Origin of the sequence: Maribacter sp. 2-571, assembly GCF_050589625.1 — a bacterium.
Classification (GTDB): Bacteria; Bacteroidota; Bacteroidia; order Flavobacteriales; family Flavobacteriaceae; genus Pelagihabitans.
Window position 1 is genome coordinate 33839 of record NZ_JBNGOP010000029.1, and the last position, 21449, is coordinate 55287.

The window sequence follows — 21449 nt, forward strand, 5'->3', positions numbered from 1 at the left end:
GAAGGAATTTAGTTTACACCGTACATGAGTTTATTTAAGAATATTTTTTCCTCGAAAAAGAAGGAAAATCTGGATAAGGGACTGGAAAAATCCAAGACCAGTTTTTTCGGCAAGCTTAGTAAGGCCGTAGCGGGAAAATCAAAGGTAGATGACGATGTACTCGATAACCTGGAAGAGGTACTGGTAAGTTCCGATGTAGGGGTGGCGACTACCTTAAAAGTCATCGAACGTATTGAGGCAAGGGTCGCCAAGGACAAGTACATGGGCACCGAGGAATTGAACGTCATTTTAAGGGAGGAGATTGCCGGGCTGCTTTCGGAGACCAACAGTGGCGACGCCACGGAAGTTGAATTGCCTACCGGTGTAAAACCGTATGTAATTATGGTAGTAGGCGTCAACGGTGTGGGCAAAACGACCACTATTGGCAAGTTGGCCCATCAGTATAAAAACAAGGGATATAAAGTGGTATTGGGCGCGGCGGATACCTTTAGGGCCGCAGCAATAGACCAATTACAAGTTTGGGCCGATCGCGTGGGCATACCGATCGTAAAACAAAAAATGGGCAGTGATCCTGCCTCCGTAGCCTTTGATACCTTAAGTTCGGCCGTTACACAAGATGCCGATGTCGTAATTATCGACACCGCGGGCAGGTTGCACAATAAGGTGAATCTGATGAACGAGCTGACCAAGGTGAAAAGGGTGATGCAAAAAGTGGTGGACGATACACCGCACGAGGTGCTTTTGGTTTTGGACGGATCTACCGGTCAGAATGCCTTTGAACAGGCGAAACAATTTACCAAGGCTACCGAAGTTACCGCACTTGCAGTAACCAAGCTCGATGGTACCGCCAAAGGCGGTGTGGTTATCGGTATTTCCGATCAGTTTCAAATACCGGTAAAGTATATTGGGGTAGGTGAGGGCATAGAAGATCTTCAGGTGTTCAATAAATACGAGTTTGTAGATTCCTTTTTTAATACCAAAAGTTGAGGGCAAAATGGCTTGTTGTTTTCGTATTGTTCGGAACATCGCTTTCCGCTCAGATAGCACACCCTAAAGCAAGTGCGTTTTCTAAAATTACCCAAGAAGTAGGGCTTACCTCGGTATCCGTGGCCTATTCCCGACCCTCGGCCCAAGGGCGTATCATTTTTGGAGATTTGGTCCCATACGGTCGTATTTGGCGGGTAGGGGCGAACGAATCCACGAAACTAACGGTAGATTCCGAAATTACGGTATTGGGAAATACCTTGCCCAAAGGAACTTACGCCTTGTATGCTTTCCCGTATAAAGAAAAATGGGAAATTGTTTTTCATTACAATACGGGGCACTGGGGCGATGGTAGAAAAAATTATAATCCCGAAGAAGATGTTTTTCGAATAACGGTGCTTCCCGAAAAAACGGAGGCCTATCACGAGACCTTTCTTATTTCTTTCGAAAATGTTCATCACAACGGCATGGAAATGACACTGAATTGGGCACATACCAAGATAGTGGTTCCCATGACAGTGGCAACACACGCAAAAATGCTTGTTCAAATCGAAACGGCGATCACTGAAAAACCTACTGCGGAAACCTACTACCAAGCGGCACGCTATCTGCAGGAACAAGATGTGGACCACGAACGTGCCTTGGGGTATGTGAACACGGCTTTACAATTGGAAGGGGATACGTATTATTTTTATCGGGTAAGATCACTTTTACAAGCTGCCATGCACGATTATGAAGCCGCGATATCTTCGGCTAAAGAAAGTTTGGCGTTGGCCGAAAAAGAAGGAAAGGACGAATTTGTACGTATGAATCAAAAAAATATTTTTCGATGGCGTCGACAATTACAAAAAGAACCAAAATGAAGGGCCTTCTCGTTACGATCATCATCACCTTCTTTTTTGGTTGTAAAACGGAAAAGAAGGAGATAGCACCCCCAGTACTTTGGACGCCGTATGACGAAACCGAAGCGCTCCGTGCCAACGAAGATCATGAAGTTGATCGGATGCGATATCGGCTGATCGAGAGCAAGGTGTTGGATAAGAACGAAGTCTTTAACCCTTTGTATGAGGAAGTCTCCCAAATGACAGCGGGCGACTATCGGGCCCTGAAGCCTTTGATTTTGGAACAGGACATTCCTACCATTCAGTCGCATATCGTTTCGGGAATGCTGACGTATGAAAAGTTGGTGTTGTTTTACTTATACCGGATCTACCACTATGAGCTGAACAATAAAACACATCTTAATACCGTGATCACCTTGAACCCATCGGTGGTCGACGAAGCCCGAAAACTGGATAAGTTGAACGAGCGTACCACTGCCGGACAACGGCATCCGATACATGGGATTCCCATTCTGCTGAAAGATAATATCGGAGCGTCCGGTATGCCCACTACTGCCGGTGCCATCGCCTTACGTGATAATAACGCTTCCGACGCTTTTATCGTACGGCAACTCAAATCAAAAGGAGCGTTGATCTTGGGGAAAGTGAATTTGAGCGAATGGGCCTATTTTCTCTGTGAGGGTTGCCCGGTAGGCTACAGCGCCATTGGCGGGCAAACCTTGAACCCCTATGGACGAATGGTTTTTGAAACGGGCGGTTCCAGTTCGGGAAGCGGTACTTCCGTAGCGGTCAACTATGCCGCAGCTGCAATCGGTACCGAAACCTCCGGGTCCATTTTATCCCCGAGCAGTAAAAATTCAGTGGTGGGACTAAAACCTACGGTAGGGCTGTTAAGTAGAAGCGGTATTGTACCGATTTCAAGTACCTTGGATACACCGGGACCGATGACCAAAAATGTGATCGATAATGCGATTGTGCTTTCCGCCATGTTGGGAAGGGACGAAGCGGACGAAAAATCGGTGGTGAGCACCGAAACCTTTTTGGATTGGAACACTCAAACCGTTTCCCTTCTTGGTAAGCATTTTGGGGCTTTTCGAAATTTAATGGAGGAAAACGACCGTTATCGAAAAACAATAGAAAAAATGCGTGAAGCCGGCGCCAAGGTTACAGTGTTCGATGCGCTCGAAGTACCCTTACAAGGTTTTTTGAGCATTTTGAACATTGATATGCGAAACGATCTTCCCCTATATTTGATTTCCCAGACCGATAAGAATAAGGTACCAATACGATCGGTAGCGGATGCTGCCCAATTTAACGCGCAGGATTCCACGGTGCGTATCCCCTACGGCCAGGCAATTTTTACCGGTATGTTGGACGATACCACTACTGTGGAGGGCTTGGCGCGTATAAAGCGCCGATTGAAAAACAACGGGCGTCATTTTTTTGATAAGGCCATGGATAAGTACGGGCTTGACGCGATACTGTCCATCAACAATTATCATGCGGGATATGCCGCGGTGGCGGAATACCCCGCTTTGACCATACCAATGGCCTATACCGATGCCGGGGAACCCGTTGGGCTAACGTTTATTGGAAAGCCGTTTACGGAAAATCAGTTGTTGCAAATGGCCGCTGCCGTAGAAGCCATGCAAAAAATAAGAAAACTACCCTCGGATTTCATCGATTGATCAAGACGTTGATTTTTTCCCATAGGGCATTGTCAAATCCGGAAGGCCCCAAGGTGGGTTCATCCGCACTTTCTCCCATTCGAACCACCACAATGCCTTCACTGGGTACAACATATAATTTTTGGTCGTTTTTTCCCAGGCCCGCGATCAGATCGTCGGGAGCGTTCGGAATCAATTTGCCGTCAAATTGCTGTTCGGAGCCTGGGAGTCTATAGTCCGCAGCCCCGTTTATCCACCAAAAGTAGCCATACGCCTTGTTCATGGGTTGCGAAGTGCTTGTCATTTGTTCAAAATACTCCAAATCGCCCAATACCGGGGTATCTTCCCACTGACCTTGGTTCAGGTTCAACAGCCCAAAGCGCGCCATGCTTCTGGCATTGCTGTAATAGATGTTGGCAAAACCGAGTGTCACCCATTCACCTTCCATGCCGATCATGTTCTTTAAGTTCCGTTCAAAATAAGGCTCGAACGCTTCGCCCACCGCTTCGCCAATAATTTTTTGTGTAAGGGTGTACGGCGCGTTGTGATAATACCAAAAACCACCGGGAGTGTTCAAAAAGGTCAGGCATTCAGCGTCCGTACAATTCGTATTGCTAACGTTAAAATCAAGACCGGAGGTCATTTGCAGGTGATCCTTTACGGTAATCGCTATTTCCTGGGTATTTTCCAGGCTGGACCACCCCGTTCCCAAATACGTGGAGGAAGGCTCGTTCAGCAGCAGCCGGTTTTGTTGTACCGCCAAACCGGCACTAAAGGAAACCAGGGTCTTTCCGACCGAATACCATGGATGGGCTTCGTTTTTTTGCCCACCGTTCGGGTATGCTTCCAGAGCAATTTTTCCATCTTTCAAAAGTAAAAAGGCCTTGGTGCCGTTTGCCGCTAAAAAGTCCAACAATGCCGATTCGGCGTCCGTGTCCCAACCGAGAGCGTCCAAAGAAACGGTTTCCCAATCGTCCGGGCCTATCGGTGGAAAGTATATCGCTCCATCGGTATCGGATGCTATCGGCGTTTCCGATGCTGCCGTATCATCGGAAGAACAGCCCGTTATCAGCAAGAGTATCGTAATAAGAAAAAAGTATTTCATACTTCAAAAATGGGGGTTCGCAACCACGTTATCCCCTTCTAAAAGAACGGTTTGACGTATCAATAACAACGAAAAAAACGGCACTTTCGTATGGTACGCAGCATCCCTTAAATAGTAACGAACCACATGGTATCTAAAATACAAAGGGCATGGGAGAAGAACGAAATTCCCTCTCAATAACGCATAAAAGCAGCGGTACACGGTTGGCCGTAAAAGGAGTTCATCCAAGAAGATTGCCTAACGCCAAGTGTGACAGTCGAGTAATCGAAGGAAGGTTTTGCTCCAGGGTGCATTCTTTCAACCGGCGATTGTAATCAATGAACCGTTCAAACATTCTTATGTCTTACCATCCTTTCTATACGTCACATATGGTAATACCCTCTTTTAAAGCGGCAATTTTATCTTCATAGGTAGGAATGAATTCCTGAGCAACATGTCCTTTATAACCGGTATCCAAAATAGCCTTCATGATCGCTGGATAGTTTAGTTCTTGTGTGTCGTTGATTTCATGGCGACCAGGATTTCCTCCGGTATGGTAGTGGCCAAAATAGGGATGAAAATCTTGAATGGTCCTAATGACGTCCCCTTCCATGATCTGCATATGATAAATGTCGTACAACAATTTAAAATTTTCGGATCCGAGCGCCTTGCAAAGTGCAACGCCCCAACGGGAACGGTCGCACATATAATCGTTGTGGTCTACTTTGGAATTCAATAGCTCCATTTGGAGCACGACACCATGTTTTTCGGCGGTCGGCAATAATTGTTTGAGTCCTTTTACACAATTTTGAAGGCCTTCGTCATCGTCCATTCCATTGCGATTGCCACTAAAACAAATGAGGTTGGTATAACCCGCGGCTGCAACTTTTGGAATCAATTGCAGATAGTCGGCCACCAATTCCTCGTGGAGTTTGGTATCGTTCCAACCCTTTTCGATACCCATTCCCGCACCCCAGCACATCGCCGCATGGATGTCGTATTTTTTTAATAACGGCCATTCTTTCGGTCCCGTAAGGTCTATGGCCTTAACGCCCAATCCGTTAAGGTCCTGTAAAAAGGTTTCCAACGGAATGGAGCCATAACACCAATAGCAGGCACTATGCTGTATGTTTCCTTTTAACTCTAAAGTGGATAGCAGTGTTGTTTTCATGGCCTGTGCCGTTCCGGTCAATAGGCCGACGGAAGCACCTGCCGAGGCGCCGATAAAAGTTCTTCTTTTCATGATCCTAGTAGTTTCTTAATTTTTTGTCTGTAAAGCCATCTCCGCTTTTTTGTGGGTGCACCATCCATTTTAACGTCTCGGCCATTGCTCCTGCACATAGGACGCTTTGGCATGAAAACAGTGGACCGTTCCACTTCGGTTTTGAAGCTTTTGATGATTCCTAAAGATAACAATATTACCTTTACCCGTACTATGGCACCGGATATTGAAAATTTGAAAATACTGGCCCATTACCGAATGCCGTTCGGAAAGTTCAAGGGTCGCTACCTGGTCGACTTGCCGGAAGCATATCTCATTTGGTTCCGTCAGAAAGGATACCCGGAGGGGAAGTTGGGCAATTTGCTAAAGGAGATGACCGAAATAAAAATTAACGGTCTGGAACCTTTGATACGAAAAATACAAAAAGATTTTCCCCTTCAATGAACCCTATTTCAGACTTCAATTTGTACTTTTGCCGGCGGTACGAACTCAATCGAACGCTACATGTCTCAAACGAAATACATTTTTGTAACTGGCGGGGTTTCTTCCTCGTTGGGTAAAGGAATCATTGCCGCATCCTTGGCAAAATTATTGCAGGCGAGAGGTTATAAGACCACCATACAAAAACTAGACCCCTATATCAATGTAGATCCTGGGACGCTAAATCCCTATGAACATGGGGAGTGTTACGTAACCGATGACGGCGCCGAAACCGATTTGGACCTTGGCCACTACGAACGATTTTTAAACGTAAGTACCTCACAGGCCAATAATGTGACTACTGGTCGTATTTACCAGAGCGTTATCGAAAAAGAACGTCGCGGCGAGTTTTTGGGGAAAACCGTTCAGGTAGTCCCGCACATTACCAACGAAATAAAGGAGCGGGTTCAGTTATTGGGAAATAGTGGTGAGTACGACATCGTCATTACGGAAATAGGTGGTACGGTAGGTGATATTGAATCGTTGCCCTACATAGAGGCGGTGCGTCAATTGCTATGGGAACTTGGAGATACCAACGGCATCGTCATCCATTTGACCTTGGTACCCTTTCTTTCGGCCGCGGGAGAGTTGAAAACCAAACCGACACAACATTCCGTAAAAACCTTGATGGAGAGTGGAATAAAGGCCGATATTTTGGTATGTCGTACCGAACATGAAATATCGGACGATATCAAGGACAAATTGGCACTCTTTTGCAATGTCCGTAGAGAAGCGGTCATCCAGTCCATCGACGCCTCTACCATATACGATGTGCCGGTGATGATGCAAGCGGAAGGTCTGGACCGGGTAACGCTACAAAAATTGGCGCTTACCGATACATCCATGCCCGACTTGACCCAATGGAAAGAATTTTTATACAAGCATAAACACCCGAAGAATGAAGTGAACATCGGACTTATCGGGAAATATGTAGAGTTGCAGGATTCCTATAAATCGATTTTGGAATCTTTCATCCATGCCGGGGCCATAAATGAGGTTAGGGTAAAGGTACGATCTATACATTCGGAACACATTGACCCGAACAACCTATCGAAGATCATGAACGGTTTGGACGGTATATTGGTAGCGCCCGGTTTTGGCGAACGCGGTATCGAGGGAAAGATCCAGGCCGTGCAATATGCCCGTGAAAACCGAATTCCCTTTTTGGGCATCTGTTTGGGAATGCAAATGGCTGTAATCGAATATGCCCGTAACGTGGTAGGATTGGCCAATGCCAACTCTACCGAAATGGACGAGGATACCGAAAACCCGGTAATCAGTTTAATGGAAGCCCAGAAGAGCGTTACCAATAAAGGGGGCACCATGAGGTTAGGGGCGTGGTCCTGTACCTTAAAAGCGGACAGTCTGGTAAGCGAAGTATACGGGGGGCGGGAGTCCATTTCGGAACGGCATCGCCACCGGTATGAATTCAATAACGAATACAAGACGGCAATGGAAAAAGCGGGAATGGTGACTTCTGGAATGAACAGTGAAACCGGACTGGTTGAAATTGTAGAGCTTCCGGAACATCCTTGGTTTATAGGGGTGCAGTACCATCCCGAATATAAAAGTACCGTTGCCGACCCACATCCTCTTTTTGTCGGTTTTGTGCAGGCGGCCTTGGTCCATAAAAAACAACAAACTAATGCCAGTATGGCATAAACTGCCCTTTTGGGCATATATTTGCCACTGTCTTCAGCAAAACCAGCGGTCCGAATGGCCATAATCATCGAAGAACCTGTAACGGAACCGCACTTTGGCCAACCAATAGAAAATACGATTTCATGGAAGAAAAGAAAATAGACGTCAATTCCATTATCGGGTTTGTCCTGATTTTTGGAATTTTGATTTTTATGTTTTATCAAAACAAGCCTACTCCGGAAGAGGAGGCTGCGCAAAAGGCGAAACAGGAACAGGTAGTCAAGGAAAAGGAAGCCGAAGTGGAAAAAGAACCGGAAGAGCCCACCAAAGGACCGGAACTCGACTTAAAGGATTCTACCGCGCTCGCCTCTTACAAAAATACTATTGGTGCTTTTGGTTATAACGCCCCGGTCGAAGGGACGACCGTTTTGGAAAATAATCTGGTATACCTTCAGATCGCAAACAAGGGAGGGCAGATCATTGAGGCCCGAATGAAGCAGTTTAAGACCTACGATTCGGTACCGGTATATTTGGTCAAAGATGGTAACGCTTCCTTCGCGCTCGATTTTACCACTGTCGACAATCGGGTGCTGAGCACCAAAGACCTGTTTTTTGAACCATCGTTGGATAAAGGTGATGGGGGAGTGCAGGTGCTTTCGATGAAGGCAAAAACAGGATCTAATGCATTTTTGGAGTACCGATATGAGATGAAACCGGACGATTATCTGGTCGATTTTACCATTCGTTCCCAAGGGCTAAACGGCGTTGTGGACGGTAACCGGCCCGTCGTGTTGAAATGGAAGTTGAAAGGGATACGCCATAATAAAAGTATAAAATACGAAAACAGGTACAGCCGGCTCACCTATAATCACGACGATGGGAAGATCAGTAAGCTTTCCGAGGGTAGCGATGATGAGGAAACGGAAGAAGATATCAAATGGTTGTCGTATCGGCAGCACTTTTTTAGTTCGATCTTGGTCGCCGAGGAGCATTTTAAAAAAGGAGACCTCCGTTCCAAGAATCTAGTGGACGAAGAGGATAAAAAAGCGCAATACACCAAGGTATATGAATCCGAAGTGCCCCTTAGTTTGACGGCCGGCGAGTTTTCCCAAAAGATGAATTGGTATTACGGCCCTACGGACGTTGCGGTGCTGGAAAAGTATGAAGATATAGGCCTTGTAGATTCCATACCTTTTGGTTGGGGTATTTTTGGATGGATCAACCGTTATGTGTTCACCCCATTTTACAGCCTGTTGAGTTCTTTCTTGCCCTTTGGTATCGCTATTGTGGTGATGACAATTTTGGTGCGATTGGCCATGTCACCGGTAACCTATAAGTCGTACATGTCCCAAGCGAAAATGAAAGTATTGAAGCCGGAGATAACCGAGTTGGGCGAAAAGTACAAGGACAACGCAATGAAAAAGCAGCAGGAAACCATGAAGCTTTACAATAAGGCCGGGGTGAGCCCTATGAGCGGTTGTGTGCCCGCCCTATTGCAAATGCCGATATTTTATGCGCTTTTCATGTTTTTCCCGACCTCCTTCGCGCTGCGACAAAAGTCGTTTTTATGGGCGGAAGACCTTTCTTCCTATGATTCCATTTTTGAGTGGACGGCGCAAATTCCGATAATTTCTACCTTTTATGGTAACCATGTAAGCTTGTTTCCCATTTTGGCCTCCATTGCCATCTTCTTTTATATGATGATGACGACCGGACAGAACATGCCCACCCAACCGGGAATGCCGAATATGAAGTTCATTATGTATCTGATGCCCTTTATGATGTTGATTTTCTTCAACAACTATGCATCCGGTTTAAGCCTTTACTATTTTATTTCGAACTTGATTACCATTGGGATCATGTTGGTCATTAAAAATGTAATCATCGATAACGATAAAATACATGCGCAAATTCAAGAAAATAAGGCGAAACCCAAAAAGGAGAATAAATTCCAGCGAAAAATGCGGGAAATGATGGAACAGGCCGAGGAACAAAAGAAAACGGGAAAGCGTTAAGTACCATCATATTTTTCAATAATCTACAAACGGCCCATCAGGGCCGTTTTTTATTGGGGTACCTTTTGTTATGCCATTTCAAGGTTAAAATGGTATCAATGGTTTTTGGACTTGTTTTCGATATCAGGGAAGACGAAAAGCCATTTTTTTCCGTTTAAGCAATGTTCATTAAACCATTTGCAAAATGAGGTGTCCTACCTCTGTACAATTTTAAAATAGAAGCCATGAAAAATTTCAAATACGCCATAGGGCTGCTCTTATTCCTTTTTTTGGTGCCGAGCACGCAGTTGGAAGCCCAGGTAAGACGTCCCAAAGCAAAAGTGGTACGTGTTAAAAATAGAAAAGCAAGAAAGAAAGTAAAACGCAAAGTTCGCAGAAAAAACAGAAGGGTGGCCAGGAGAACTTTAAGACGACTTCCTGCCGGTGCAAGGGCCATCGCCTATAGAAACATCACCTATCATACCGTTGGGGGGATGTTTTTCGTAGCACGAAAAGGCATTTACGCTAGGGCATTTCCACCAAGGGGGTTCCGCATTAGAGTGTTGCCCATCAATGCCATTCGAATAGCGGTCCGTAACAATGCGTACCGGTATGCCGATGGAGTATATTATCAAGAAGTAGGTGAAGAATACGAAATAGTACCACCTCCTAAGGGTGCGGTAGTGCCGGAATTGCCGGAAGATGCACAAGAAATCGATTTTGAGGGGGTGTCGGCCTATGAATTGAATGATGCGGTATACCGTGCCATTGAAGACGGATACGAGGTAATCGATGTTTTGGAAGAAGAAGAGTGACGCTCAAAACATTTTGTATAAAAAAAGAAACCCTGACACTAGTGTCAGGGTTTTTTCGATTAAGTTGGTATGGTAAGATTTGGGATTGCTAATATGTGACTTATTTCCCTTAAAAAATAAACTTAGTTGTCAAGTGCGGCATTTTGTATGCTAATGATGTGCTTGTTGTGGTTTGCCGATTTGGATCAGAAAAAGAAAAACTTCCAAGCGATACTATTGCATCGCGAGGAAGTTTTTTTGCAACAACCAATTTGTTACCGACCGTAGGTGTGTAACCTTAGGGTCAATGGTTTTTTAATGTCTTACGGGAAGCCCTAGAGCCTCTAATACTTCTTGCGGCAGAAGCACTTTGTCGACAACATGCACAATACCGTTGCTGGCAATTTGATCGGCCAGGGCAACATTGGCATCGGTCGTACTTCTATCACGGATACGTACGCCATTTGAAGTAAGCGCGAACAGGGATTCACCTTGAACGGTCACCAACTCTTGGTGATTGCTCAAATCACCCGAGGCTACTGCCGCACCGGCAATTACATGATAGGTAAGTACCGTGGCCAAAAGCTCTTTTTCTTCGGCAGTGTCAAAATCGGCCAAGCTATTGTAATCAGGTCCTAACGTGTCAAGCAAATCGGCAAAAGCGGCATTGGTAGGAGCGAAGACCGTAAAGGGTCCTTCACTACTTAATACGTCCACCAAACCGGCATCTGCCTGGATCAAGGCGTCTACCAAAAGACTAAGATCTGGTACGGATTGTGCCAAGCCAACGATGTTCGGTGTCGGAGGGTTCAATAGGTCCAATACTTCCTGTGGTAAAAGTACTTTGTTGATGACGTGTACAACCCCGTTACTTGCCGCTACATCGGGAATCACAACACTTGCATTGGTGTCCGTAGCATCCTCAACATGTACGGTTCCGTTTTTGATATTGATGCCTACATTTTCGCCTTGAACGGTCTGTATCATTTGACCGTTGCTCAAATCGGCAGCGAACGCGGCAGTATCGGCTACAACATGGTAGGTCAATACTTTTACCAATAAGGCTTTCTCGTCTTCCGTATCAAAATCGGCAAGACTGTTATAATCATCACCCAAGGCTTCAAGAAGTGCAACAAAGGCATCGTTGGTAGGGGCGAACACCGTAAATGGTCCTTCACTGGAAAGTGTCTCTACCAAACCGGCATCCGCTTGTTGTAGGGCACCTACCAATAAGCTCAGATCGTCCGTTTCAACGGCAATTTCTACAATGGTCTTCAAGCTAAGAGAAGCTACAAAATCAATGGCGGACTGTGGAAGCAATACTTTGTCGATCGTATGGGCCACTCCGTTAGAGGCCATAATATCCGTTGCGGTAATGTTTGCATCTACCTCGGAGGCATCTCCGATTACAAAGGTGTCACCAGAAGCGATCACGTCGATAGCATTTCCGGTAAGGGCCGTCTCAACGGAACCTTCGGCTAAATCGGCTGCCTTAACTTCAGCGCCTGCGATGACATGGTACAATAGAATATCGGTAAGCAACATCATTTCGGCATCGGTATCAAAATCGTCCAAACCGTTGTAATCATCACCTAAAGCACCCAAAAGCGCTACGAAAGCATCGTCGGTCGGGGCAAATACGGTAAATGGACCTTCACTGGATAGCGTTTCCACCAAACCGGCTTTAATTACGGCGGCTTCCAAAATGGACAATGCTTCGGTCTCTACTACGATTTCCACCAAGTTTTTGGCATCCATTCCACCATCACCATTAAGGGCATCGATAATTTCCTGTGGCAATAGTACTTTATCGATAAGGTGCACCACCCCATTACTGGCCTCAACATTGGCCAAGGTTACTTCTGCCTTGTCCATTGTAGCATCCTTGATAAAAACGCCATCGTCTACCAAACTAATGGTAACATCCTCTCCCTGTAAGGTACCTATTACCTGTCCATCGCTCAAGTCGGTCGATTTCGCGGCAATTCCGGTAACAACATGGTATTTGAGTATGGTAGCGAGCAAGGCTTTTTCCTCGGCAGTGTCGAAGTCTTCCAAGGAATCGTATCCGTCCAGTCCTTCCAATAAAGCTTCAAAGGCACTGTTAGTTGGAGCGAATACAGTATAGGTAGCGTCGGTATCGCTAAGTGCCTCTACCAAACCGGCATCGGCCTGTACCAATGCACCTACCAATGAGGATAAGGAGGCCTCCCCAGTTGCTACGGCAGCTATGGTATTGCTACTGTCGCCACCCCTGTCGGTAGCTTCGTTGTCATCCTTGTCGCACGAGAGTACGAACAAGCTGATCGTTGCGAGGAGTAACATGTTTTTTAAACGGATAAATTTTTTCATAATAGTGAACTTTTAGGTGTGAACTGTTTATTTATGTTAATGATTGCCGTTCTGTATCGGGTAACTTTCTTTGGATTTGAATTCTAAACCGAAATAGCGCTTTGTTTCAGTTTTTTCTTCTTTTAATATCTAAAGTGATGTTTTGATTCAACAGAACAGATTTTTTGTTTAATATATTAGTTAGAGTATTAAACATTGAAAGGGTTGCTTTTGTTTAATTTATTTTTACAAAAGTTTAACAATTTTAATGAAAGAGTACTAGCGCCCAACGTATGTATTTTATCGATCAGACTAGTGGTTACAGGCCAGAATAAAAGAAATTTTAAATTGTCCCGGAAACTTATTTTTTAATTCATTAAGGTTTTTTTAAGACCTAAACGTTGACTTTTGGAATGCTTTACGGGTGTAAATTGTATAATATCTTACATCATTTTTTAAACAAAACGACTTGAAGGTGCTTTTTAAAAAAGATAATCTCCTTCAGTTTTTAATGATGATCCACTACCGTCGTACGACTTCCGTCACTTGTTCATTGTATAAAACGAACAGGTAAAACAGGCATATAGACTTATATCCCAGACCTTGTACCATTTTAACTTTGAAATAACACTAATAAATCGTTTCTTTTTCAGCTGTTCTTCGTTAAAAAATATAACCGTAGCTAAGGCTATGCTTAGATCCCAGGTCAAGCCGGGGACAAGCTTTTTGCCTCGAACGACTAAAAAATAATTCCATTTCTATAAGCGCGATTTCAAAGTTAAAATGGTATTATTTGCGTTTTCCAGGTTCTTAGACAGATGAACTTTCGGAAAAAATATACCGTTGGTGCGTTCGCTTTTTTCCTTCTAAAACGGATCGAAATCAGCTAAGGAACGCTGCTTTTGGATTGGGTTTGACCTTTATATGGAAGAATATCGAGGGAAGGTCGTTTTGCGGTATTTTAGAAATTCGCTAGGGAATGGTGAGATTGTTTTCGCCTTTGTACGCAGGGTATTAGTCTGTTGGGATAAGGTAGGCTATAAAAAAAGGCCGCCCTTAAAGGCGGCCTTTGCTCAACGAGCATTGACGGAAATACTTAGTTGTCCAAGTTAGGGATAAGTACCGTATCCAGCACATGGATAACGCCGTTTCCAGCCTGTATATCTACCGCTACTATTCCGATGCCCGTGTTACCTGCACCATCGACCACATTGGCTATAGTACCTGTAATACCTGGCAAGCTTATGGCAATATCATCGCCTTCCAAAGTCGTAGCATTGGTGGTCCCGTCCGGGGTCAGGTCTCCCGAGCGTACATTTGCACCGGCCACTACATGATGTTGTAAAATGGGGGTCAAGGTATCTTCGGCCGGAATGGCATCCAATTTTGCGAAGGCCTCATCGGTCGGTGCGAACACGGTAAATGGAGCCGGAGCCGTTCCGTTTGCAGTGCTAAGGGTGGCCGCAAAATCCGTATCGGGAGTCAATTCCGTCAATGCGCTCAACAAGGTTTCAAACCTTGGGTCAGCCTGAACAAAGGTAACTACAGTAGGAATGTCGATTACCGCATCAATTATATGTACAACCCCATTGGTTGCAAAATTATCGGCACTTGATACGGACGGTCCACCATTGAAAGTAACACCGCTGGAGGTATCAAAATACAGGCTGATGTTGGTTCCGTCGGCAATTCCGGCCGCGGCCGTATTGGCATACCCTGCTCCCAAGGCGGTAAGATCGCCAGCGGTCAATGGTGCGTTGCCGGCTATTACATGCCCTAGTAGTATTTGCTCCAATACTTCGGTAGGGACATCCTCGAGAGTGGCAAAACCTTTGTCGGCCAAAAAAGCGTCAAAAGCGGCATTGGTCGGTGCCAATACAGTAAAATTGCCATCTCCAGCTAAGGTGCTTACCAGATCTGCGCGATCCAAAGCTGCCACCAAAGTGGAAAGGTCGTTCGAAGCCTGGGCGAGTTCAACAATAGTGTTTGTGGCGTCCATATTTGGGTCAGGGTCGTTATCGTCGTCACTACAGGAAACGAAAATACTGCATAATACGGTTAAGAGTAAAAATGATTTCAGTTTCAAAAACTTTTTCATGGTACTTGTTTTAAGGGTTAATACAATTCATTTTACATTGATGTTCATTAAATCGGGGCTACTTATGTCTATTGTCCTTGAGGAAGTAATGAACATAAGGTAGATATAGGGTGGAACGAAGGGTTGCTTTTGTTTATTCTTTTTTACAAAAAGTTTAACAATTCTCGAAAAAGCGGATGTTCCGTATCCGGAACGGCCAAACCCTCCATAGACAGGTGTATCGAGCTTTTTTCGATGACCGGTTTCCAAGGGATAAATCGCCGCTGACATCGGTTTGCATTAGTATTTAATTAACGTTTAACGCTGAACAAACGGAGGTAAATGTGTAAGGAACAGGAGTGAAACGCTACGATTATACCATTTCTGGTATTGAATTACGCAAGTAAAAATCAGGGATTTTATTTTGAAGCATACACGGAAAAGAACAATTTTTAAAGGGCGATTTAACATCAGAAATGGTATTAGTACCTTTACCATACCATTTTAACTTTGAAATAGAACGAATAAATCGCTTCTTTTTCAGCTGTTCTTCGTTAAAAAATAGAACCGTAGCTAAGGCTATGCTTCCATTTTTTGCCTCGAACAACTAAAAATTAATTCAATTTCTATATGCGCGATTTCACAGTTAAAATAGTATAACTCACTTTATGATATTATGAAAAAAGTAGTGGTCGGACTCTCTGGCGGTGTTGATTCCAGTGTAGCAGCATACCTTTTAAAAATGCAAGGGTATGAAGTAATCGGTCTATTTATGAAAAATTGGCATGACGATTCGGTAACGATTTCTGAGGAATGCCCATGGTTGGAAGATAGCAATGATGCGCTCATCGTTGCCGAAAAATTGGGAATTCCCTTTCAAACGGTCGACTTGAGCAAGGAATATAAGGAAAAGATCGTCGATTATATGTTCAACGAATACGAACGGGGCCGTACCCCCAATCCCGATGTGCTTTGCAATAGGGAAATAAAATTTGACGTGTTCTTAAAACTGGCATTGCAACTTGGTGCGGACTATGTGGCAACGGGACACTATTGTCGCAAAACAACGGTGTCAAATGCCGACGGTACGGAAACCCATCAGTTGCTTTCCGGAGTGGACGGTAATAAGGACCAGTCCTATTTCCTGTGTCAACTGTCCCAAGGCCAACTGGCCAAAACGCTTTTTCCCATAGGGGAACTTACCAAACCGGAGGTACGTAAAATAGCGGCCGAAAATGAATTGGTGACCGCTGATAAAAAGGATTCGCAGGGTCTTTGTTTCATTGGAAAGGTGCGTTTGCCGGATTTTCTGCAACAAAAATTGAAACCAAAAAAAGGCATAATCGTTGAGGTGCCGTCAGATGCCACACCTTATATGAAAACGGAAACCGTTTTTAGCAATAAGGTGGACGAGTTGGCGTACCGTTCGCGAAAACCGGAATATCGGTTGGACCACGGGGTAGTAGTAGGCGAACATCAGGGCGCCCATTATTTTACCAACGGACAACGAAAGGGACTGGATGTCGGAGGTACCAAGGAACCCTTGTTCGTAATCGCCACCGATGTAACGGAAAACGTCATCTATACCGGACAGGGAAAAGCACATCCTGGACTTTATCGCCATACCCTTTTTGTGACCGATGAAGAGCTGCACTGGGTACGACCGGACCTCTCCTTGGCCATAGATGCCAAAATGGAGGTACAGGCCCGTATCCGATATCGACAACCTTTGGAGAACGCAACTCTTTATAAGGTAGACGGCGGTATGTATGTCGATTTTGTCAACCCACAATCGGCGATTACCGAAGGACAGTTCGTGGCGTGGTATTTGGGCGAGGAACTTATAGGTTCCGGTGTAATTTCCTAATGGAAGTCAACGGATGTAAATGGTTTCTTCCTATCGATACGTGCTCACATGCTGACATTTATACTTTTTAAATACTATGGAAAATAGGATTACCCAACTTTTTGGAGTCGAGCATCCGATCATTCAGGCGGGTATGGTCTGGGCCAGCGGATATCGATTGGCATCCGCGGTTTCCAATGCTGGGGGTCTCGGACTTCTAGGGGCGGGTTCCATGTATCCCGAGGTGTTGCAAGAGCATATTCTAAAATGTAAAAAGGCCACCTCAAGACCCTTTGGGGTGAACGTTCCCTTGTTGTATCCCGATATCGAGCAATTGATGAACATCATAATCGATAATGGGGTAAAGATCGTTTTTACCTCGGCCGGAAATCCAAGGAAATGGACAGCACACTTGAAAACACATGGGATTACGGTGGTACATGTGGTCAGTAGTCTAAAGTTTGCTTTGAAAGCACAAACAGCCGGTGTTGATGCCGTTGTTGCCGAGGGCTTTGAAGCTGGGGGGCATAATGGAAAGGACGAAACCACCACGTTTACGCTGTTGCCCGTAGTACGGTCGCAAATAAAGGTTCCCTTGATTGCGGCAGGTGGTATTGCCACAGGAGCCGCAATGTTGGCCGCCATGGTATTAGGGGCCGATGGCGTACAGGTGGGCAGCCGTTTTGTGGCCAGTAACGAAGCTTCTTCCCACCAACTGTTCAAGGAACAGGTGGTTGCTGCCAAAGAAGGCGATACCCAACTGACCCTTAAAGAATTGGTTCCCGTACGATTGTTGAAAAACAAATTTTATGAGGACCTACAACGTGCTTATGAGAACGGGGCCTCCAAAGAGGACCTCAAAAACCTGTTGGGCAGGGCCCGAGCCAAACGTGGTATGTTCGAAGGGGATATGCAGGAAGGGGAATTGGAAATAGGGCAGGTGTCCGCATTAATCTCCGATATCAGGCCAGCGAAACAAATCGTTAAGGACATGGTTCGTGAGTTCGAAGCGGCTAAGTTGGGCGTTTCCAGATTGTAGCGAGTCAAAAAATTTGCCCGTCAAGAACTGGGTTCTTCTTCTCTTAAGCTCGACAAATAATGGATCAGATCGCGCAATTCCCTTTTGCTGATCAATCGGCCCATGGCTGGCATAGAGGAGGGGGCGTTTTCCCTTTTTTGGATCCGCGCATGCGAAATTTCCATAGGCTCGGCATCAGAGGTCCGAACGATTAGGGCCTCCTTGGTTTCCCGTTCTAGAATTCCGGTAACTTCCTGGCCGTTTTTTAGCGTAACGGAAATGGTGCCGTACCCCGGCGCCAAGCGCGCACTAGGTTCGATAAGGGCTTCCAGTAATTGTTTCCGCGTCAATAGATTTCCAATATTATCCAAAGGAGGGCCTACTTGTCCGCCCGCACCACCTACCGCATGGCAACGTACACATTGTGCGGTGGGATTGCTGGTAAAGACCGAGTATCCCGGCCACCAACTGCCGCCATGTAAGGTTTCTTGATAGGCTTCAACAGAATGTCCGCTTCCTTTTAATTGTTGTAAATCGGCCAGTAAGGCCGTATCTCCGGTGGCTTCCACGGCCTCAATAAGATCAAGGGTTACCTCGGCCGGTACTTGGTTTCGGTTTGCTTTGCGCAGCAAGTTGTGTAAAACAGGTCCGCTTTTTTCCAAGGGCATCGTTCCCAACACGGACAGCATGCGTTGTTGTTCCCTGGCCGATCCGTTTTTAAAAAGGGCATCTACCATTTGAGGGAGGCGCTCCTTGGAAATTTCCAAGCTTCCCAATAGCCCTACGGCCGTTTCCCGTACCGCTTGCGAGCGGTCGGCCATTCCCCTGTTTAGCAAAGGCTCCATATCCGTATACTTTAGCTGTGCCAGTGTTTCCAACACCGCGGAGCGTACCCCTGGATCTTGATGTCGGTTGAGTAGTACGATGAGATCGGAATGATGGGTCTCAATACCGAGGGCGGCTATAATTTTAGACGTACCGATCAAAATGTCGGGATTGGAATCGTTCAAAAATTCGGGAATTCCTTTTTCCATTTTCGCCTTTATGGTTGCGGAGTCCCGAACGATTGGTCCCCGGTAACGGCCATCTACCCGATCCAATAGGGAAGGCCTTGCCCAACTACCCAGAGCGGCCAATGCTTCTCCTCGCAATACACTGGACATACTATCGTTTTTTGCAAAACGCAGCACCAGGTCCATTTCGGTATCGCCACCCACCCGTAAGGCAGCGTTTATGGCACGGCGTATCAACGGTTCCGATTTCCATTCCGGTCGTGATAGTATCTTCGCCAATGCGGGGAGGGCTTCAGGTATGGAAAGGTCATCGTTTATGGCCCTTGCCGCCTCGGTAACCAAGTATTCGTCCGTATCGTTTAAAAATTCGGCCACTGCGGGATGCTTCATACGACGAAGGGCCAATATGGCCCCAAGACGCAAACTTTTGTTGGGATTGGTACGTAGCGCGATCAAGGGGTCGGCCTCACCGATTCGGGCAAGGGCCAACACTGCGGCATGCCGTATGTAAACATCCTCATCGGCGTTGGTTTCCAAAACTTTTAAAAGCGGAGCAACGGCTTCGGTACTTTTCATTCGCCCCAGGGCCTGTGCGGCAAAAAACCGTATTCGGGGTTCTTGTTTTGTTAACAAGGGGAGCAGTTCTGAAATCGCCGGCCGATAGCGAACATCACCAAGTACTTTCGCTGCCTGAGCTATAACTTCGGGGTCTTCATCGCGTAATAATGCCAGCAATGGTTCCGCTTTTTCGACATCGTTTGCCGCAATTTGTCCAATGGCCCATATGGCATGGATACGGGCCATTTGATCGGTGGCTTCCACAAGAAAATCTTCAAGCGCCCGATAGCCCCAAAAAGTACGTTTTGCCAGTTCGAACTGGGCTTTTTTTCGAATCCGCATATCGGTGTAGGACAATAAGGAAAGCAGGCTGTCGGTATCCTGTTCGGTATAGTCGAGGGTCATCAAACGTTGTGTTTCTTTTCGTTCCCTTTTAAGGTCGTTATGGGATTCCTTGGTATCCATCTTCCATACGCGTCCGTAGTTTTTGGTACCCCAACCGTTGATCCAATCGGCCACATACAGGGCGCCATCCGGACCAAAACGAATACCGGTAGGGAGCATACCACTGAGCACGTCGGTTTCGTTGTTCAACTCAAAAGAGGCGCCTTTGGGTTTCAGGTCGAACGACCAAATGTGCGATTTGCCAGGGTCCCCCACAAATTCAACCAGAAAGAATTGGTCCGTCCAATCACTGCCAAGGGCGGTACCTGGGTTGTAGGCCATTCCGGTAGGCCCGTTATGAAAGTTTGCGATCGGTGGGATGATATGGGCCGCCTGGCCCTCCCATCTTGGGATGTACATTTTTTCATCCATCCATACGTTATAGCGATTGTTTTCCGGGTCGGTATATTTTCCGTATTGCCAATTGGCGCGCCAGCCGGAATCGGAACCTTCCACCAAGTGTACCAGGCGCTCGCTTTCTCCGGCATGATCACCGTCATTGTCGGAGGAAATCAAATTACCATAGGCATCGAATACAAACTCGTGCGTATTTCGCAATCCTCTTGCATACACCTCAAAATCGGAACCATCGGGATTACAACGTACGATCACACCTTGGTTCGGGTAGGCATGTGTAGCGCCGTCGACCGTAGTAATGTTCGCCCCGATATCCCCGATACCCCAATATATTTTTCCATCGGGACCTTCAACGGCACCGGACATCCCGTGACCGCTAAATCCGATATGTACCGCAAAACCTTCGGCAATCGCCGTCTTTTCATCAAGCACGCCATCGGCATTGGTGTCCTGTAACCGCCACATGTGGGGAGCGACCCCTACGAATACTTCGTCTTCCCGAAGCAAAAGGGCACCGGCCACATCGGTAACTTCTTCATTAAAGTCCTCAAGAATACGTGTAGACCGATCTGCAAGTCCGTCACCATCGGTGTCCTGCAACTTCCAAACTTCCTCTTTTTCCACTGCCAAGTCTTTCCAATCGTGTATGGTATCGTTGTTCAGGTCGGGCAACCATTCGTTTTCCAAACTTTTTTCCGAGGAAAAGGTTTCCCGTAAAAATGCCCTTCGTTCTTCAACCGATGTTAGGGCAATGGAAGGGGTCATCCACTGCTGGTATCCGCGGATGTCAAATTCCGAATTTTTTTGTCGGTTCGTTCGCGTAAGGTACACCGCTCCCGCATCATCGATCTGCATGGCTATCGGATCCGGTGCCAGGGAATCGGAAGCCCATAGGGTAAGGGATAACCGTTCGTCCAACACCGCCGCAATACCTTCCCTAGCTTTTTTGGCCTTTACATGCCCCAAAAGCGAATCTTCTTGAATGGCCAAGGGGATTTCCTTGGGTTTGGCATCCCGTAGGTTACAGCCCATAGCAAAGGCAGCAAGGGCAATGGTGGTAAAAAGAAGGGGTCTGGTCGAAATTCGCATGGTGCTTT

General features: G+C 46.1%; 14 protein-coding genes. 9 read left to right on the forward strand and 5 right to left on the reverse strand.

Features of this window, described 5'->3' with window-relative positions; genetic code table 11:
* Positions 1-24 precede the first annotated feature (24 nt).
* From ftsY to ACRD7P_RS17455, 3 genes are read left to right on the forward strand one after another with little or no spacing between them, the layout of a single operon-like run.
* Positions 25-987, forward strand: coding sequence for a signal recognition particle-docking protein FtsY (gene ftsY / locus ACRD7P_RS17445; RefSeq protein WP_430908967.1), 963 nt, complete (start codon positions 25-27; stop codon positions 985-987).
* Positions 984-1847: a DUF2911 domain-containing protein gene (locus ACRD7P_RS17450; protein WP_430908968.1), complete on the forward strand. Its 864-nt coding sequence runs from the start codon at positions 984-986 to the stop codon at positions 1845-1847. The genes ftsY and ACRD7P_RS17450 overlap by 4 nt, the downstream gene beginning before the upstream one ends.
* Positions 1844-3514: an amidase family protein gene (locus ACRD7P_RS17455; RefSeq protein ID WP_430908969.1), complete on the forward strand. Its 1671-nt coding sequence runs from the start codon at positions 1844-1846 to the stop codon at positions 3512-3514. Before ACRD7P_RS17450 ends, ACRD7P_RS17455 begins: the two co-directional genes overlap by 4 nt.
* Here ACRD7P_RS17455 and ACRD7P_RS17460 read toward each other — a convergent pair.
* Both ACRD7P_RS17460 and ACRD7P_RS17465 read right to left on the reverse strand, forming a co-directional pair.
* Positions 3504-4598, reverse strand: coding sequence for a serine hydrolase domain-containing protein (locus tag ACRD7P_RS17460; protein ID WP_430908970.1), 1095 nt, complete (start codon positions 4596-4598; stop codon positions 3504-3506). The two genes, ACRD7P_RS17455 and ACRD7P_RS17460, sit on opposite strands and share 11 nt — an antisense overlap.
* A 355-nt stretch (positions 4599-4953) precedes the next feature.
* Positions 4954-5820, reverse strand: a complete 867-nt coding sequence (locus ACRD7P_RS17465; protein WP_430908971.1) for a hydroxypyruvate isomerase family protein — start codon at positions 5818-5820, stop codon at positions 4954-4956.
* Between the two features lie 192 nt (positions 5821-6012).
* On the opposite strand from ACRD7P_RS17465, the gene ACRD7P_RS17470 reads away from it, so the two are divergent.
* The 4 genes from ACRD7P_RS17470 (at position 6013) to ACRD7P_RS17485 (ending at position 10729) form a co-directional block, all read left to right on the forward strand.
* Positions 6013-6243, forward strand: coding sequence for a DUF3820 family protein (locus ACRD7P_RS17470; protein WP_430908990.1), 231 nt, complete (start codon positions 6013-6015; stop codon positions 6241-6243).
* A 60-nt stretch (positions 6244-6303) separates the two neighbouring features.
* Complete coding sequence (locus ACRD7P_RS17475) at positions 6304-7941, forward strand: CTP synthase (RefSeq protein WP_430908972.1); 1638 nt, start codon at positions 6304-6306, stop codon at positions 7939-7941.
* 122 nt (positions 7942-8063) lie between these two features.
* Complete coding sequence (yidC, locus tag ACRD7P_RS17480; protein ID WP_430908973.1) at positions 8064-9935, forward strand: membrane protein insertase YidC; 1872 nt, start codon at positions 8064-8066, stop codon at positions 9933-9935.
* 224 nt (positions 9936-10159) lie between these two features.
* Positions 10160-10729: a DUF6515 family protein gene (locus tag ACRD7P_RS17485; protein WP_430908974.1), complete on the forward strand. Its 570-nt coding sequence runs from the start codon at positions 10160-10162 to the stop codon at positions 10727-10729.
* Positions 10730-11023: 294 nt separating this feature from the next.
* Here the strand turns inward: ACRD7P_RS17485 and ACRD7P_RS17490 are convergent, their stop codons facing one another.
* Together ACRD7P_RS17490 and ACRD7P_RS17495 are read right to left on the reverse strand one after the other, a co-directional pair.
* Positions 11024-13060, reverse strand: coding sequence for a fasciclin domain-containing protein (locus ACRD7P_RS17490; RefSeq protein ID WP_430908975.1), 2037 nt, complete (start codon positions 13058-13060; stop codon positions 11024-11026).
* 1075 nt (positions 13061-14135) lie between these two features.
* The gene (locus tag ACRD7P_RS17495; RefSeq protein WP_430908976.1) at positions 14136-15137 is read right to left on the reverse strand and encodes a fasciclin domain-containing protein; all 1002 of its coding nucleotides are present in this window, start codon (positions 15135-15137) and stop codon (positions 14136-14138) included.
* Between the two features lie 655 nt (positions 15138-15792).
* Here ACRD7P_RS17495 and mnmA point away from each other — a divergent pair.
* The gene (gene mnmA / locus ACRD7P_RS17500; protein ID WP_430908977.1) at positions 15793-16983 is read left to right on the forward strand and encodes a tRNA 2-thiouridine(34) synthase MnmA; all 1191 of its coding nucleotides are present in this window, start codon (positions 15793-15795) and stop codon (positions 16981-16983) included.
* A gap of 76 nt (positions 16984-17059) precedes the next feature.
* On the forward strand, positions 17060-18001 hold the full coding sequence (locus ACRD7P_RS17505) for an NAD(P)H-dependent flavin oxidoreductase (protein ID WP_430908978.1): 942 nt from the start codon (positions 17060-17062) through the stop codon (positions 17999-18001).
* Positions 18002-18021: 20 nt separating this feature from the next.
* Here the strand turns inward: ACRD7P_RS17505 and ACRD7P_RS17510 are convergent, their stop codons facing one another.
* Entirely contained in the window at positions 18022-21441 is a 3420-nt protein-coding gene (locus ACRD7P_RS17510; protein WP_430908979.1) for a HEAT repeat domain-containing protein, read from the reverse strand.
* Positions 21442-21449 lie beyond the last annotated feature (8 nt).